Origin of the sequence: Chryseobacterium sp. G0162, assembly GCF_003815715.1 — a bacterium.
Lineage (GTDB): Bacteria > Bacteroidota > Bacteroidia > Flavobacteriales > Weeksellaceae > Chryseobacterium.
On record NZ_CP033922.1, the window covers coordinates 870,723 to 888,700 of the forward strand.

General features: G+C 36.5%; 9 protein-coding genes. 4 read left to right on the plus strand and 5 right to left on the minus strand.

Annotation, left to right across the window (positions count from 1 at the left end; all coding sequences use genetic code 11):
* Positions 1-7 precede the first annotated feature (7 nt).
* Positions 8-1,786 (plus strand): AMP-dependent synthetase/ligase, encoded by a 1,779-nt coding sequence (locus EG344_RS04065; RefSeq protein ID WP_123908430.1) that lies wholly within the window; start codon positions 8-10, stop codon positions 1,784-1,786.
* 165 nt (positions 1,787-1,951) lie between these two features.
* On the opposite strand, the gene EG344_RS04070 is transcribed toward EG344_RS04065, so the two are convergent.
* Together EG344_RS04070 and EG344_RS04075 are read right to left on the minus strand one after the other, a co-directional pair.
* The gene (locus EG344_RS04070; protein ID WP_123908431.1) at positions 1,952-2,728 is read right to left on the minus strand and encodes a zinc ribbon domain-containing protein; all 777 of its coding nucleotides are present in this window, start codon (positions 2,726-2,728) and stop codon (positions 1,952-1,954) included.
* A gap of 2 nt (positions 2,729-2,730) precedes the next feature.
* Positions 2,731-3,828: a Nif3-like dinuclear metal center hexameric protein gene (locus tag EG344_RS04075; RefSeq protein WP_123908432.1), complete on the minus strand. Its 1,098-nt coding sequence runs from the start codon at positions 3,826-3,828 to the stop codon at positions 2,731-2,733.
* Between the two features lie 61 nt (positions 3,829-3,889).
* Between EG344_RS04075 and EG344_RS04080 the strand changes: the two genes are divergently transcribed.
* Entirely contained in the window at positions 3,890-4,717 is an 828-nt protein-coding gene (locus EG344_RS04080) for an ion transporter (protein ID WP_123908433.1), read from the plus strand.
* Positions 4,718-4,760: 43 nt separating this feature from the next.
* Positions 4,761-4,919 (plus strand): hypothetical protein, encoded by a 159-nt coding sequence (locus EG344_RS23755; protein WP_164464383.1) that lies wholly within the window; start codon positions 4,761-4,763, stop codon positions 4,917-4,919.
* 102 nt (positions 4,920-5,021) lie between these two features.
* Here the strand turns inward: EG344_RS23755 and EG344_RS04085 are convergent, their stop codons facing one another.
* The 3 genes from EG344_RS04085 to dnaE all read right to left on the minus strand — a co-directional run bounded on the left by EG344_RS04085 (position 5,022) and on the right by dnaE (position 15,481).
* On the minus strand, positions 5,022-7,412 hold the full coding sequence (locus EG344_RS04085) for a T9SS type A sorting domain-containing protein (RefSeq protein ID WP_123908434.1): 2,391 nt from the start codon (positions 7,410-7,412) through the stop codon (positions 5,022-5,024).
* Positions 7,413-7,537: 125 nt separating this feature from the next.
* The gene (locus EG344_RS04090; RefSeq protein WP_123908435.1) at positions 7,538-10,471 is read right to left on the minus strand and encodes a T9SS type A sorting domain-containing protein; all 2,934 of its coding nucleotides are present in this window, start codon (positions 10,469-10,471) and stop codon (positions 7,538-7,540) included.
* Positions 10,472-10,813: 342 nt separating this feature from the next.
* Positions 10,814-15,481 (minus strand): DNA polymerase III subunit alpha, encoded by a 4,668-nt coding sequence (dnaE, locus tag EG344_RS04095; RefSeq protein WP_123908436.1) that lies wholly within the window; start codon positions 15,479-15,481, stop codon positions 10,814-10,816.
* 272 nt (positions 15,482-15,753) lie between these two features.
* On the opposite strand from dnaE, the gene EG344_RS04100 reads away from it, so the two are divergent.
* Positions 15,754-17,883 carry a S8 family peptidase gene (locus EG344_RS04100; RefSeq protein WP_123908437.1) on the plus strand — a complete coding sequence of 710 codons (2,130 nt, stop codon included), beginning with the start codon at positions 15,754-15,756 and terminating at the stop codon, positions 17,881-17,883.
* Positions 17,884-17,978 lie beyond the last annotated feature (95 nt).

The window sequence follows — 17,978 nt, forward strand, 5'->3', positions numbered from 1 at the left end:
AAAAATCATGACGATCAAGAGATTATTCGATATTCCGCACTACGCTTTAGCTAAATATCCTAAAACGGATATGTTTGTAACGAAGTATCATGGTGAATGGAAAAAAACTTCTACACAGGAGTTTATTAATGAGGGAAATAAGATATCCAGAGGATTACTGAAGCTAGGTATAAAACCGGGTGATAAGATCGCTTTGATCACTACCAATTCCCGCACGGAATGGGCTATTATGGATTTTGGTCTTTCTCAAATCGGTGTTGTTTCAGTACCGGTTTATCCAAGTATTTCTCCGGAAGATTATGAATTTATCTTCAACAATGCTGAAATACAATACTGTTTTGTTTCTGACAAAGAACTGCTTAATAAAGTCATGAAAGTAAAGCACAACATTCCCACTCTACAGGGGATCTTTACTTTTGATAAAATAAGTGGTGCTGCCAACTGGAGCGAAATTCTCGATCTTGGTGAGGATGAATCTACACAAATTGAAGTGGAAGACCTTTCCAATGCTATTAATACAGAAGATTTAGCTACTATTATTTATACTTCAGGAACTACAGGAAGACCGAAAGGGGTAATGCTTACCCATAATAATATTGTCTCCAACGTATTAGGCTCCATCCCAAGGATTCCTAAGAAAAAGAGCCTGGATTATAAGGAAACAAGAGCATTAAGCTTTCTTCCGATCTGCCACATTTTTGAAAGAATGCTTTTTTACCTTTATCAATATAACGGTTTTTCTCTTTACTTCGCTGAAAGTATCGAAAAAATGGGTGAAAATGTAAAGGAGGTGAAGCCTCATTACATGACTGTTGTTCCAAGGCTGGTAGAAAAAGTATATGATAAAATCTATAATACGGGTTCTTCTGCCGGAGGACTAAAATCAAAAATATTTTTCTGGGCTTTAAATTTAATTACCAAAAAGAAGACTGTTTCCAAGCCATCAGGAATCCAGCAACTTATTGCTGATAAACTGGTATTCTCAAAATGGAGAGAAGGTTTAGGCGGTGAAATCATTACCTTGGTTTCAGGGTCAGCAGCTTTATCTACAAGGCTTAATTTAATGTTCCAGAATGCAGGAATTCCTGTCTTGGAAGGATATGGATTAACGGAAACATCACCCGTAATTTCTGTAAACAGCTTTGAAAAAATGAAAGTTGGAACCGTTGGAATTCCGTTGGATAATTTACAGGTGAAAATTCAGGAGGACGGTGAAATTACAGTAAAAGGACCTTCTGTGTTTAAAGGGTATTTTCAGAATGAAGAAATGACCAAAGAAGCATTTACAGAAGACGGATTCTTTAAAACAGGAGACATTGGTCATATTGACAGTGATGGATTCCTACAGATTACCGACCGTAAGAAAGAAATGTTCAAGACATCCGGTGGAAAATATATAGCTCCTCAGACGATTGAAAACTTAGCCAAAGCTTCGAAATTTATTGAGCAAATTATGGTGGTAGGTGATGGTGAAAAAATGCCGTGTGCGTTGGTACAGCCTGATTTTGAATTTGCTAAAAGCTGGGCCATGAGAAATAACCTCAACATTGGTTCTACTCCTGAAGAAATTGCAAAAAGTGCAGAATTGAAACAGAGAATTGAAAAAGAAATTGACGGAATTAACGAACATCTTGGAAATTGGGAGAAAATCAAGAAAATTGAACTGACTCCTGAGGTTTGGAGCATTGAAACCGGACTTCTGACTCCTACGCTGAAACTGAAAAGAAAGGCCGTAAAAGAGAAGTTTATGAGTCTTTACAATAAAATGTATGAGCATCAGGATTAAATAAAATATAACCGCTTCGTTTGAAGCGGTTTTTTTTGTGGGTTTTAATAGCAATGGACATTGTTAAGTTTTGGCTAAAGCTAATGGATTTTTTTATTTTTTTAAATAATAACAAAAAAAGCTGTCTCAAAATGAAACAGCTTTTGTATTGTTGAAAATCAATAATTAGAATTTAATTACAGATTTCATTTTATCGTTTTCTTCCATTACCAACTCATCGTCAACAAGGATTTTCCCAGAGTGTTCATCAATAATGATTTTCTTTCTCTGAGCGATTTCCATTTGCTTTTGTGGTGGAATGGTGAAGAAAGATCCTTTTGGAGCTCCTCTTTCTAATCCTACTACTGCAAGACCATTGATAGAGTTTGTTCTGATTCTGTTATAAGAAGCTAATAATCTCTCATCAATTTTACCTGCGAATTCTTTAGACTGCTCAATAAGATATTCTTCTTCTTTCTGCGTTTCAGAGATCAACCCTTCTAATTCTTCTTTCTTGAATTTCAAGTGGTTTTTTAAATCGTCGATCTTTGAAGTTAATTCGCTTAAAGTTTCGTTTTTGTGAGCAATTTTAGCTCCGAATTCTTTAATTCTTTTTTCAGCAAGTTGAATTTCCAAATCCTGGAATTCCATTTCTTTCCCTAATGCTTCAAACTCTTTATTGTTTCTTACATTATCCTGCTGAGATTTGTATTTCTCAATTAAAGTTTTTGCATGGTTAATAACTTCATGCTTTGTTTTAATCTGATCGTCCTGATCTTTGATGTCTGCATGAAATTTTTCAGCTCTCTTTTCAAGACCTTCAATCTCGATTTCAAGATCTTCAACTTCAATTGGCAATTCTCCTCTAGTATTTCGGATTTCATCCAATCTTGAATCAATGATCTGTAAATCGTATAAAGCTCTTAATTTTTCTTCAACTGAAATATCGTTGGTTTTTGCCATATTTAAATGAAATAATTTACTGGGTTTGTTTTTTCAATAGATTTTGAAATTGCAAATGTACTAAATTTTTGTGACAAAATTTCAAATAATTGTTGACTTACAAATTGTTCTGATTCATAATGTCCTATATCACAAATCAGCATTTTAGTCTCTGCTAAAAAATAGTCATGATATTTAAGATCTCCGGTAAGATAAGCATCACATTTTTTGGAAATTGCAGAACGTATTCCACTGGCTCCGGAACCTCCAAGCACTCCTACTCTTTTAATTTTTTTGTTATTAAAAGCAGAATGTTTTATGATGTCAAGCCCGAATTTTTCTTTCACAAATCCTAAGAAATCTTTTTCATCCATTTCTTCTTCCAGTTCACCATACATTCCGAGTCCGGCATGATGATTTTTATTATCTAAGCTATAGACCTGATGCGCCACTTCTTCGTAAGGGTGTGCCGTCTTCATTGCTCCAATGATCTGACCTTCTTTATAAGCTTCAAAAATTACAGAGATCATATCTTCATTAGCATTTTCCCGAATATTCTGCTGTCCGGAAAATGGATTTGATCCTTCAACAGGCCTGAATGTTCCGTTTCCATTGATTGTAAAGCTGCATTCATCATAAAATCCTATATTTCCGGCTCCCGCAGAAAACATTGCTTCTTTTACTTTTTCAGAATAATCTTTAGGAACAAAAACTGTCAATTGCTTTAAGTTATTTTCTTTAGGCTGAAGAATTTTCATATTCTTTAAACCCAATTGACTGCAAATCCCATGATTCACCCCAAAGAAATCATTATCAAAAGCCGTATGAATGGCATAAATAGCAATTTTGTTTTCAATAGCTTTCAAAACCGTCCTTTCTACATAATTTTTCCCGGTTAAAGATTTTAGCCCAGAAAATATAATAGGATGAAAACATACAACCAGATTACAGTTTTTCTTAATAGCTTCATCTACCACATTTTCCAATGCATCATGGCAAACCAAAATTCCTGAAACATTACGATCGGGAACTCCACATAACAAACCTACGTTATCAAAGCCTTCTGCCTGTTGTAAAGGAATGAGTTTATCTATTTCTGCAATTACTTTTCTTATTGTCATTTTATTCTGTATGTTTGCTACGAAAATAACGATAATTTGTTAATTTTAAAAAACATTCAAAATGGAAAGAGAGCATAATCTTGTTCCTGAAGATAGGCTTTGGAAAAGATACCTTTACCGGATAATTTATCGTTCTGATACCAGGCTCGGAAAATTATTTGACATCATCTTATTATCTTTAATTCTTGCAAGTACCGCCATTATTATGATGGAAAGTGTACCTCAGCTTGACAAAAGATTTCATTATACATTCCTGATTATTGAATGGATTATTTCTATTTTTTTTACCGCAGAATATTGTATGCGGATTTCCGTATTAAAAAATAAAAAACATTATATCTTCAGTTTCTTCGGAATCATAGACTTCCTTGCCTTAGTTCCGTTTTATCTAAGTTTCTTCTTTCCCGTTACTAAATATTTTCTGATCTTCAGAATGCTGAGAATGCTGAGGGTTTTCAGGATTTTCAATTTGCTGGATTTCATGAATGATGGATATCTTATTGTAAGGGCTTTAAAAAACAGCTCAAGAAAAATTTACATATTCCTTCTGTTTCTGATTATATTTTCAGTGATTGTAGGCTCTCTCATGTTTATGGTGGAGGGCGGCCGACAGGGCTTTGAAACCATCCCACAATCAATTTACTGGGCCGTAGTAACTGTGACTACCGTAGGATACGGAGATGTCTCCCCGATCACTCCACTGGGAAAGTTTTTCGCAGTCGTTCTAATGTTGGCTGGTTATTCCATTATTGCTGTTCCTACGGGAATTGTAACGGCAGAAATGCGAAACAAAAGACAAAACCTGGAAAAGGTATGTGACCGTTGTGGTAATGAAGATATTGATGATGATGCAAGATACTGCAAACAATGTGGCAAGAAATTAGCTTGATAGTGAATATTAGTTTAATCTATTCACCAAATACCACAAAGTCATGGAACCAAAAAAGAAAAATAAACCGAATAGTTTAGTAATTATTCTTTTCGCATTAATAGCACTGATGATTATTATTTACTTTATCCTTGTAATGTTCTTCCCAACTGTTTTCGACCTTATGAATACAGGAGACATACAACCAGTACCGGACAAATAATAAGGGATAGATCTTTAAAAACAAAAAGATGAGCGAAACTTTCGCTCATCTTTTTTTGAATTAAATAAAAGATTCATTGTATAATGAATGATAGACTCATATTTATTTTTTAATTGCTTTCACTGTTTGTTTGGTTCCGTCTTTCATATTCAAAATCACCATATACAGACCTTGTTTCAAGTCTCCTAAATGAAGGACAGATGAAGGGCTTTCAATCGTTTTCACCAATCTTCCTGAAACATCTGTAACAGATACCGACTTCACCTGATCTGCTCTTGCAATATTCAGAACATCAGCAAATGGGTTTGGATATACTTTAATTTCATTCTTAGCTTTAGATACCTCTGAAGTTCCAAGACTTTCTTTATTAATAGTAATGGTAAACACATCCTCTGCCTGATCGTCCGTATTATCATAATGTCCTACATTCACATAATATACAGTTCCTGCGGCCGTTGATACCGAAATTGTTTCTGCACCTCCCGCACCAGCATTATCAACCGTATTTTCACAAGATAAGTTACCACATGTACCGCTATACACCCCTATCTGAGGGTCAAAACCAATTCCTGCAGGCATCGTAACTTTAATATCATAAACAGTACCATCTCCTGTAAAAGTAAACCATGTTCCATCATTCATATTGTCTGAACAAATATCAATCACACCATTATTATTAGTAGCTCCCAATGCATCAGCCTGTGTATAGCTATAAGGAAATACAGATGCAATCAAAGCTCCTGAACAATCATCATTTACCGGAGGTGGAGGTGGTGTTGCTACACATATATTAAAGCCTATAGCCCGACCTGTTCCGCCATAAGAAAATACTCTTACATAATAAATAGTACCTACGGTAAGCCCATCAACAATTTTTGATAATGGATCTGAACATACAACATTTGTCAATCCAGTAGCACAATCTCCACTGAAAACCTGGAAATAAGTATCCGTAGTATTGTAATCTCCAATAGAAACTACATCACTCAGTGTAATAACATGTTTAGTTGAAGTAGCGGTAAATTTGAACCATACATCATCATCAGGATTACCTGAACAGGTATCCAAAGATACTCCAGAGTCTGTTGCGCCAAGGGTATGCCCAGCAGTTACTGCTCCACAGCTTATACTTGGATTTACCGTCAATGTAACCGCTGTAGCGCAATCATCATTGGTTGGAGGTGGTGGCAATGTACCTACACATATATTAAAACTTTGAGCATACTCTCCCCCTTCACTGTAACTGTAAACTCTTACATAATAAGTTTCACCTACATTAAGCCCTGTAACAACACTTGATCCAGTATATGAGGAACATACAACATTTGCTAAACCTGTACAGTCACCGCTCAACACCTGGAAATAAGCACTGTCATCGAATTCTGATCCAACAGAGGTTACATTTCTAAGTGAAATAATATGGCTGGCTTCTGTTGCAGTAAATTTATACCATACATCATCATCAGCAGCTCCATAACAAGGGTCTGTATCTAACCCTGAATTTGTTGCAGCAATGGTAGTTCCTGCAGTGACGGCACTACAGCTTAAGTCCGGGTTCACCGTCAAAGTAATAGCAGCAGCACATTCATCATTAGATGGCGGCGGTGGTGTAGTGGTAAATTTTGTTTCAAAACAACCCGAAGACTCACCTCCAGATCCCACTGCCACTACTCTTACGTAATAAGTTGTATTAAGAGAAAGAGGAGTTGACGGAGTAAAACTTGTAGTGCTTACAATTTGCTGATTCACAATATTTGATCCTCCCGGAGTGGTTCCGATGGAGATTTTATAGCTTGTAGCCCCGGATGATGCATACCAACTAATTTCAGGAGATATAGGAACTAGCACCGCATTGTTTATCGGAGACATCACATTAGTACAGGAAGGCACTGCATTGGGAGTAAGCCCTATAAAAGTAATAACAGATCTATACCCTAACAATTCACCTTCATTAGGATCAGCAGGATCACAATCTTCAAAATAACCTACTGTACTAATTGCACTTTTAGGGACATTATTAAGATTATGAACATAAAATGCCCGATCTTCTGAATAATTATATTCCGGATTATTTTCATCAACTGCAACGACTAAATTCTGCGTATTGTTATAAGGAAAAGGAACTGAAAATGTAAGCTCTACCACATCATTTACAGCACTGATTGTACCAGCATATACTTCTGTAAGATCTGAAAGAGCAACCCAATCAGACTCAGAAGCAAATTCAGACTTCGAAGTATGCCCCAGGTAGACAACCCAATCTGATGCGTCAGTTATATTTACATTGGGATTCACATAGAATTTAAGTCCCGTAATATTTCCTGCAGCATTCGTGTTAATTTCCTGTTTTTTGAATATCTGTTGGGAATAGGAATATTCCCAAAAGTTATCGATTGGAACTTTTCCAACCATTGAGCTTCCTCCACCTAAGGTGATTTGAGCATTTAAAATCATGCTTACCATCAGCAAGCACAAGAGTAAGATTTTCTTCATATACAATTTTTTTAAGGTGTTAATATATTACCAAATTAATAATAATTTTAATACAACATTAAAAAAATATTAAAAAAAAGCAGCAACCGTTAAGTTACTGCTTTAAATTCTTATATTAATTGGTTTTATCTCTTAATTGATTTAACCACTTGTTTTGATCCGTCTTTCAGATGTAACACGATCAAATACATTCCTTGTTTCAGGTCTGTTAATTGAAGTTCAGAAGAAGGTTTTTCAATTGTTTTCACTACTCTTCCCGCAAGATCAATAACAGAAACAGATTGCACTTTAGAAATATCAGAAATATTAAGTGTATCAGTAAATGGATTAGGATAAACTTTTATTTCTTTTACTTTCTCAGAAACCACTTCAGATGTTGATAGTGAACTGCTTGTAATATTGAGGTCAAAATTTCCTTCCGGATTGTCTACTGACGAAGAATAATATCCCACATTTACATAATATACAGTTCCCGCCACTGAATTAAAGGTGTAGGTTTCTGTACTACCTACACTTGAGAACACTGCATCCGCAGTGCCTACACAAGTAAGAGCACCACAGCTTCCACTATATACAGATATCTTATGGTCCCACGCTGTAGTATTTTTTGCCGCTACCGTGATTTCATTTCCGTTTCCTGTAAATTTAAACCACATACCATCATTAGAAGCAGAAGAACAGGCAGTAATAAATCCGGTTCCATTGGTAGAGCCTGCCCCATCAGTTTGAGAATAAGTATATGGTAAAGAAGACGCTACCAAAGCTCCTACACAGTCATCATTAACTGGTGCAGGATTAGCATTTACGGTAAATGATCTTTCAGTACAGCCTGTTGAAGTAGTTGTATTTACTTTATAGTAATACTTTGTTCCTGGCGTCAAAGCTGTTGTAAGTGTATATGATGTAACATTTCCTACATCTACATTATTCATGATATCAGAGCCACCAGCAGTAGTTCCAATCGTTAAGGTATAAGAAGTCGCTGTCACAATTGGACTCCATTTGAATGTAGGTTTTACCGGTTGAATAGCAGATAAATCTGCCGGATAAGTTACAGAAGGACATGTTCCTTGGGTCGTAAAGTTTCTTACTGTACAAGAACTTCCCGTTAAGCCTCCAGCATAACCAGTCACTGTATAATAATACTTCGTACTGAAAGCTAGTGGCGTGGTAAGTGTATAGGTTGTAACGTTTCCTACATCTACATTATTCAAAATGTCTACCCCACCAGAAGTAGTTCCCATAGAGATTCTATAACCTGTAGCTCCTGTTATTGCATCCCAAGTGAAGGCAGGCAATACTGAAACTCCAGTAGCTGATGAACTAGGTGCTGTCACTACCGGACACAAAGTACTTGTTGTAAAGGTTCTTTCCGCACATGCAGTTCCTACGGTACTTCCTGAATAAGCAATGACTTTATAATAATATTTCGTATTGAAAGCCAATGGTGTAGTAAGCGTATAGGTAGCTACATTTCCTACATCCACATTATCCATAATATCATTTCCTCCTGCGGTAGTTCCCATAGTAATTCTATATCCCGTAACCCCGGCTATTGCAGTCCATGTAAAAGTAGGAAGCACTGATACACCGGTTGCCGCTGCACTAGGTGCAGAAACTGTAGGACAAAGAACTGTCGTTGTAAAGGTTCTTTCCGAACAAGCAGTTCCTACCGTACTTCCTGAATAAGCAATGACTTTATAATAATATTTCGTATTGAAAGCCAATGGTGTAGTAAGCGTATAAGTTGCAACATTTCCTACATCAAAATTATCCATAATATCATTTCCGCCAGTGGTAGTACCAATCGTAATTCTATAACCGGTAACGCCAGCAATTGCAGTCCATGTGAAAGTAGGAAGTACCGATACACCTGTTGCTGCCGAGCTAGGTGCTGAAACGGAAGGACATAAAGTAGCTGTTGTAAAGGTTCTTTCTGTACAACCTGAACTTACAGATGTAGGACTATAACTACTAACCGTATAATAGTATTTAGTATTAAACAACAATGGTGTTGTAAGAGTATAAGTGGTAACATTTCCTACATCTACATTATTCATGATATCAGTTCCACCTGTTGTACTTCCTATCGAAATCTTATACCCGGTAGCTCCTGATACTGATGACCAGGTAATAGCAGGAAGTACAGAAACTCCAGTTGCCGCTGAGCTAGGTGCTGAAACAGTAGGACAACCAATATTCAAAGTCGTGAAAGAACTTTCTGAACAGCCTGTATTAGATCCAAGATCATTGGTAGGAATTACCTTTACAAAATATGTTGTTGAATAATTCAGGATATTTGCTGCAGGAAGAGTATAACTAAGCGTATTTCCCACATTTACATTATTCAATACATCGGTTCCACCCTGAGTAGTTCCTATATTAATCAAATACCCGGTAGCTCCGGCTGCACTGTTCCATTTTAGTGTAGGAGTTCTGGAAACTCCGGTTGCCGCTGCTGCAGGCGCCACTAACGTGGTACATCCTGGAGGCGTTGTAATTGGCTGGCTTAATTTGATTTCATCAAATCCTAAATAAAAATCCCCAGGAGAGACATAGTTCGCCGTAATTCTGAATTTAAAATCCGCCCCGGCAGGAATTGTTCCCGCAGGAATTGTTCCTGAAACAGTAGTACAAGAAATGGGAGTAGTGCCCGGACTATCAAGATTGACAGGAGCAACCAAAGTGGTCCAATTCCCTCCACCATCTAAGGAATACTCAGCTGTGAAGTTTCCTTTGGTACTTGCGGTGGATGAATATCCTTTAGCTGCATACTGGAATGAATAATCAAGAGCCAGGCCATTGGAATTGAGAGAAGAATAAACAAGATTATAAGACGTTACACTGCTGTAAAGGTTCCTATAAGCCATATTTGATCCTGCACAAGCAGTACCAGACGACCACATTCCTATTGATGGTGTCTGTGATGCAGTAGTAGGTAACGCAGAAGAGGTCCATCCAGGAGATAACGACCCACCTTCAAATCCCTCATTAACGAGGATCTGTGCTGAGGCTCCCATACCAAGAGCCATCATGCACATCAGTAGAATTCTTTTCATAATAGTAATAATAATAGTTAGGGCGGTAAAAGTAAAAAATATTTAAATAAATATCATAAAATATTAAAAAACATTAATTAGTGAATTATAAATATCTATTATTTTTGAATAAAATTAAACAATTATTTAATTTTAACAATTATTTATCAATCTAAAATAAACCACTTAAAATATTAATTATCAATTTATTACAATAAATAAAATTAAAACCCTACCTGTGAAAAAATTACAACTTAACATAAAATAATATTTTCCACATAAAACAAATATTATCAAGTCTTTAGGTCATCTACCAAAAAAAAGTGGCTTTAGGCCACTTTTTTTATTCGTTAATTTATCTTTTTAGTTCAAATAGAACTCATATTTATTAAGTAATTGTATTTCTTTAATGAGATCTCCATTTAAATCTACAGAATGCTTCATAGATTGAACTTCAATTTGGGAATCATCTTCAATATTCTTAATAAAGAATTTTAATTTCTGATTTCCTTTATTTCTATCCAATACCGTCCTGAAGAAATCCAGATCCTCCGATCTTACATCCATCACATCCATCACTAAAGAAATACTCTTAGCAAATCTCTCAAATGCTTCCTGAAGCTCAATCACATCATTTACATTCACAAAGACCCTTCCATCTTTTACCTGAGCAAATTTGATTTTAAAGATAACAAATCTTTGTACTTCAAGCTTTTCCTTTAGCCTCATATAATCCCTATCCCCCAATCTGAAAGAATAAGAACCGGAATAATCTTCCAAGGTCACAAAAGCTACTTTTTCACCACTTCTGAAACCATCCTGAACTCTATATTCCGTGATAAGACCTGCTACAGTATATTCTTTTCCACCACCACCATTTTCTCTTTCCTTTTGAAGTGTTTTCCAGTCTTTCTTTTTTTCTTCAAACAATTCTTCCTGTTTATTGGCAAAAGCCTGCTCTTTGTAAGCATCTACCTCATCCAGATTTAAGAATAAGAAATTTCCTTTTGGCTCTGCTTTTTTAGTGGTTTCCTCTATCACTTCTTCTTCTCCTACAGATAATTCATCAGAAACAATTTCAGTAATGTCGGTAGTTTCATCCTGTGAATCCTGTTCCAAAACAGGAGCTTCATCGGTTACTGTTTTTTCCTCTTCATCTTTTTCCAGAACTGATTTCTTAGAAAGTCTTCCCTGCATAAACTGGAACTGATACTTAAATTCATCCAGCGGATGGGCAGAAAGATAGAATCCAATGGTCTCCTTTTCCTTGTTTAGCTTATGCATATTCGGCCATTCCGGACAAGGCAGTAATTTAGGCTGCTCAATCTGAACTTCATCTGCAAAATCTGCAAACAGAGAAAACTCCATTTCGTTTTTACTTTCCTGAAAGCTCTGTCCGTATCTGATCAATCTTTCAAGATTGGTTCTTCCCGCCATATCAATATCAAAATACTGACCTCTATGAAAAGCATCCAATTCATCAAACGCTCCGGCAACCACTAAACTTTCAGCTACTCTTTTATTCATTTGTGAAGGCAATATTCTTTCAAAAAAATCATAAATATTTTTGAACCTTCCGTTTTCTCTTTCTCTCGTAATCGCCTCACTCGGCCCTTCTCCGATCCCCTTAATAGCTCCCAGACCAAAACGGATCTGACCTTTTTCGTTTACAGAGAATTTATATTGAGATTCATTCACATCTGGGCCCAGAACATCCACTCCCATACTCTTACAATCCTCCATGAACATGGTAATCGAGTCAGTATTGTTAATGTTATTACTCATTACACTCGCCATATATTCTGCAGGATAATTCGCTTTCAAATAGGCTGTTTGATAAGCAATAAAAGCGTAACATGTTGAGTGAGATTTGTTGAAGGCATATTCTGCAAAGGCTTTCCAGTCATTCCAGATTTTCTCCAGCCTTTCTTCATTAAGATTGTTTTTTCTTCCTCCTTCAATAAATTTAGGATACATTTTGTTAAGAACATCAATCTGCTTCTTACCCATTGCTTTTCTCAACGTATCTGCCTCACCTTTTGTAAAGTTGGCCAGTTTCTGAGACAAAAGCATTACCTGTTCCTGATAAACAGTAATTCCGTAAGTTTCCTTTAAATATTCTTCCGTTTCCGGTAAGTCATAAACAATCTCTTCAACACCATGCTTTCTGTTAATAAAGTTTGGAATATATTTAATGGGTCCCGGACGATACAATGCATTCATGGCAATAAGATCCGCAAAAACTGTAGGCTTAAGCTCCCTCATGTATTTTTGCATACCCGGACTTTCATACTGGAAAATCCCGACCGTTCTCCCTTCTTTAAATAACTGATATGTTTTAGCATCATCCAATGGAATAAGATCCGGATCAATATCTAACCCATATCTTGCTTTCACCAGTTTTAGAGCATCTTTAATGATTGTAAGAGTTCTAAGACCCAGGAAGTCCATCTTCAAAAGACCAGCACTTTCCGCCACCGAGTTATCAAACTGAGATACAAGAATATCAGCATCTTTAGCAGCAATAGTTACCGGAACCAGATTACTTACATCTTCCGGAGTAATAATTACCCCACAGGCATGAATTCCGGTATTTCTGATACATCCCTCCATCTTTTTAGCACTTGCCAGTACTCCATGACGTGAATCATCAGGACTCTCAAGAACATACCTCATCTCATCAACAAGCATCTGTTCTTCCGGTTTCAGTTTATCATATTTTGCTAATGCTTTCGCAATATTCATCCCTGGTGTAGAAGGGATAAGTTTAGCAATATTGTTCGTATCAGGAATTGGAACATCCAGTACCCTTCCGGCATCTTTAATGGCAGATTTCCCTCCCAATACGGAATAGGTAATGATCTGTGCTACCTGGCTTTGCCCATATTTTTCAATTACCCATTTGATAACACGATCTCTACCTTCATCATCAAAGTCAATATCAATATCCGGCATTGAAACCCTTTCCGGATTCAGGAATCTCTCAAAAAGGAGATCATATTTAATAGGGTCAACATTGGTAATTCCGATACAGTAAGCAACGGCAGATCCAGCTGCAGATCCCCTTCCCGGTCCTACCCAAACCCCCATATTACGGGCTTCATTACAGAAATCCTGAACAATAAGGAAGTACCCAGGATATCCGGTATTGGCAATTACTTCCAATTCGAAATCCAGACGTTCTTTGACATCAGCTGTAATTCCATCATTTCCATATCTTCTTCTCGCTCCTTCATAGGTCAAATGGGTAAGATAAGCCATCTCCCCTCTTTTCCCTCCATCTACCTCATCTTCTGCATGGATAAACTCTTCAGGAATATCAAATTTCGGAAGAAGAACATCTCGTTTTAAGGTATAAGGTCTAAATTTTGCAAAAAACTCTTCATATGCTTCAAATGCATCCGGATAAGCAAGGAAAGCTTTTTTTATCTCATCAGAGCTTTTCATATAATACTCTTCGGTAGCAAGCCCTCTCCTTTTTCCAAACCCTTTCCCGATAGGCGTTGTAAGCTTTTCACCGTCTTTGATACAGCTTACAATATCCTGAATATTAGCATCATCTCTATTGGTATAAAAAGTTTCGTTCTGAGCCAGAATTTTAACGCTATATTTATCTGCCAGATACAGCAGAACCTCATTTAAGTGTTCTTCTTCAGGCAGATTGTGGTTTTGAAGCTGAACATAAAAATCATCACCAAAAGTATCACTCCACCATTTGAAAAGTTCCTCCCCTTTTTGTTCACCGGTATTTAAAATAGCATCAGGGATATCTCCCATAATTCCGGAAGTCAGGGCAATAATACCTTCTTTATACTCAGCAATCAGTTCGCGGCTGATCCTCGGAACCCCGAAATAGAACCCCTTTAAGAAACCAATACTTGAAAGTTTTGCTAAGTTTTTATACCCATTAAAGTCTTTTGCCAAAAGTACCACCTGAGTTCTCCTGTCCGGGTCATCTTTGGTAAACTGCTTTTGTTCATACCTTTCTGAAATATAAAATTCACATCCTACCACAGGAATTAACGGAGCAGAAACAGGTTCTTCTTCATTAAATTCGGTTTCATTTTCTTCAGCCTCCTGTTTTTTAGCCAGATATTCTTTATGCTTTTTAGCTCTGTCTCCATTAGCTCCTTCCACTGCAGAAACAAACTTGAAAGCTCCCATCATATTTCCCAGATCCACCATTCCGACCGCTGGAAAGTTTTCATCAGAAGCCTTTTTAATCAGATCATTAATACTTGAAGTAGCTGTTAATGTTGAAAAAACACTGTGATTATCAAAATTGAAATATTTTCCTAAATCAATTTCATCAATACTTCCAAAATCCTGCTGCTTTTTCTTATTATGAAAATCTGCAACCTGCCTTCTGATGACAATATTGAAAGGCTTGATCGGATCCGGATAAAGACTCTTGAAATAAGCTAACTGATCCTCTGAAATCTTTAACGTTTCAGCGGGAACTACTCCAATTCTTATCATTTCAAAGAAAGCTCTGGCAGTAGCATTTACGTCAGCCGCCGCATTATGGGCTTCATCAAATTTACTCCCATAAAGTTTTTCATAAAGCTCCTCAAGTTTTGGAGATTTATATCTTCCTCCACGACCTCCTCCTAACTGACAGAAATCAGTTCCCAGAATCATCGTATCAGCTCTGGGCTTTTCTTGCAGGTTGTTTTGTATATTTTTTCTATAAAATTCTGCTCCTACAATATTGTAATCAAATTCAACATTGTGACCGGAAACTACCCTTACTTTTTCAAGAACTTTAGAAAACTCTTCTAAGATTTCCTCCAGATCACGTCCTTCCTCATTAGCAATTTTCGTCGTAATCCCGTGAATTCTAGCAGCGTTAAAGGGAATATCATATCCTTCAGGTTTTATTATATAATCCTGATTTTCAATTAAATTACCATCATCATCGTGCACCTGCCATGCAATCTGAACCATTCTTGGCCAGTTATCAGAATCTGAAAGCGGAGCATTGAAATTTTTTGGTAAACCTGTTGTTTCTGTGTCAAAAATTAAATACATATAATTTTCTAACTTTTTTATAAAAAAGAGAATGTAAAGTTACTTCATTTTTTCGAATTTACTGTCTTTAAAACATCACTTAAAAACAATAAATCAATTTAAAAATATAGAAATAAAACACAATTAACAATTCAAACAAAACAAAGCAATAAAAAGCAGTAAAAAGAAAAAGGAATAATAAAAAAAATAACATTAATTCACTAAAAAGACATTTTAAAAATATTTTACACTATATTTGAACCGTTACAATTTTTAATATTTTACTAACCATTATGAAGAAACATTTACTTTTGGTCAGCACTTTAGCCATTTCGATGATAAGTGCGCAAAACAATGAAGGATTAAAAAGAGAATTTGAAAGACAAAACAAAGAGAACAGCGCTAAGTTTGACTCTTATGTAGGAAGAATTTCTGCAACAAGCAAAAATTCAGTGGTTTTAAAGGAACTTCAAGAACAGAGAAACAACCTTGCAGGCTTTACACCAAGTGGAATTCCATACTTCAATCAAGTAGAAGATATGGATCAGATTAAAAACTCCAACTCCGATTTTCTTCAAAACGGAACGATTACCGGACTTACAGGTTCATTCAATGGAGAAAACATCAAATACACACTTTTTGATGGCGGAAGAGTATATGCGGCACACCCTTTCTTTGATAACATGACCGGAAGAGTTACGAATAAAGAAGCGAGTACAATGAATTACAGTGCTCATTCTACTGCGGTTTCCGGGTTTATGGGAGCAAGAGCCCATACTCAGACATTAAATTTCACAGACGGGACATCCAGATCAGTAAACTTCCAAGGAATTGCAAAAAATTCTACAATAGATTCTTATGCATTCAGTGATTCTGTATTACCTGGAAACACAGCCCTTAGCACTGTATTTGAAAAAATACTAATTGCTCAGCCAAAGATTTCCAATCACTCTTATGGAACTAACCAAGGATGGGCAGAAAAAGCAGTTAACGGAGTTAACTCATGGGTATGGAATGGTGCATTCACCAGCCCAAGCACCTCTATGGATTTACAAGGTACCTATTTTGACAATGATGAAAGTTATGATGCCATTGTTTACAATAACCCAACCTACATCATCGTAAAATCATCAGGTAACTATTTTGGAATGGGACCAGCTGCCGGAAGCACTGCTACGTCATATTATAGAGGCAGCAACAATACCAATGTTGCCTTTACAGCAACAGATACCCTTCCTACGCAAAACTGCAGCCAAGGTTTTGACTGTATTGGCCCTGGATCATTGGCAAAAAATATTATCGTAGTAGCAGCTACAGATAGAATCACAGCTAATGATGGCAGATATGTTACCGCTGCAAATGTTATTCACTCAGACTACAGTAGTGCAGGTCCAAGAGATGATGGTGGTATAAAACCAGACATCGCAGCAGTTGGAACTGACGTTGGTAGTGCATCAACGGCAGAAAATACAACTGGTAGTGCTAGCTTAACAGTAGGTAGCGGAACGTCGTATTCTGCACCAGTAGTTACTGGTATCATCGGTCTATGGACACAGATCAACAAGCAGTTATTTCAAAACGCTGAATTAAAAGCTGCTTCTGCAAAAACCCTAATGATTCACTCTGCTTCTGAAGCAGGAAATGTAGGACCAGATCCATGGTTCGGGTGGGGATTCATTAACGCAAAAAAGGGAGCTGAACTTCTAGTTGGGAAATCTAACGGATCAGTAATCTTCAAAGATGAGGTACTAAACAATGGAACCACAAACTCTCAAGTAGTAAAAGCTTCAGGAAGTGAACCACTTAAAGTGACGATCTCATGGATTGACCCAGAATTTAAGATTCCTGAAAATATTGATTGGGAAGGCGCATACAATAACAGAAACTCTAGACTTGTAAATGACCTAGACTTAAGAATTACGGATACATCCAATAATACAGTATACATGCCTTGGAAGCTTAACGCAATCAATCCTATGACTCCTGCAACTAAAGGTGACAATACTGTAGATAACGTAGAACAAGTAATCATTGATGCTCCAGTAGCAGGAAGAAATTACAAGATTGAAGTCCTTCACAAAGGTACATTGGTTAATAACGCTACTCCAAGCGTAACAGCTCCTCAAAACTATTCAATTATAGTTACAGGATATACTGAAGTATTAGGAACTAAAGAAGACACAAAAGGCGCTTTAAGCAATTTTGCTGTTGCTCCTTCTGTGACCAAAGATGTAACCAATATCTTAAACGCTCCTAAGAAATCAACATTCACTATCTATGATATGTCTGGTAAGAAATTGCAAAACGGAAATATTAATAGTGATAAAGAAGCAATTAATTTATCCGCTCATCCAAAAGGAATTTACATTATTGAAGTAAAATCTGATAAAGATGTAGTAGTTAAAAAAGTGATTAAAGAGTAATCTTAACACATTATAAATCTATTAAGGATACCAACAAATGTTGGTATCCTTTTTTTATTTTTTTACCAGAGTCCAACCTTCAATCGAATTTCCTT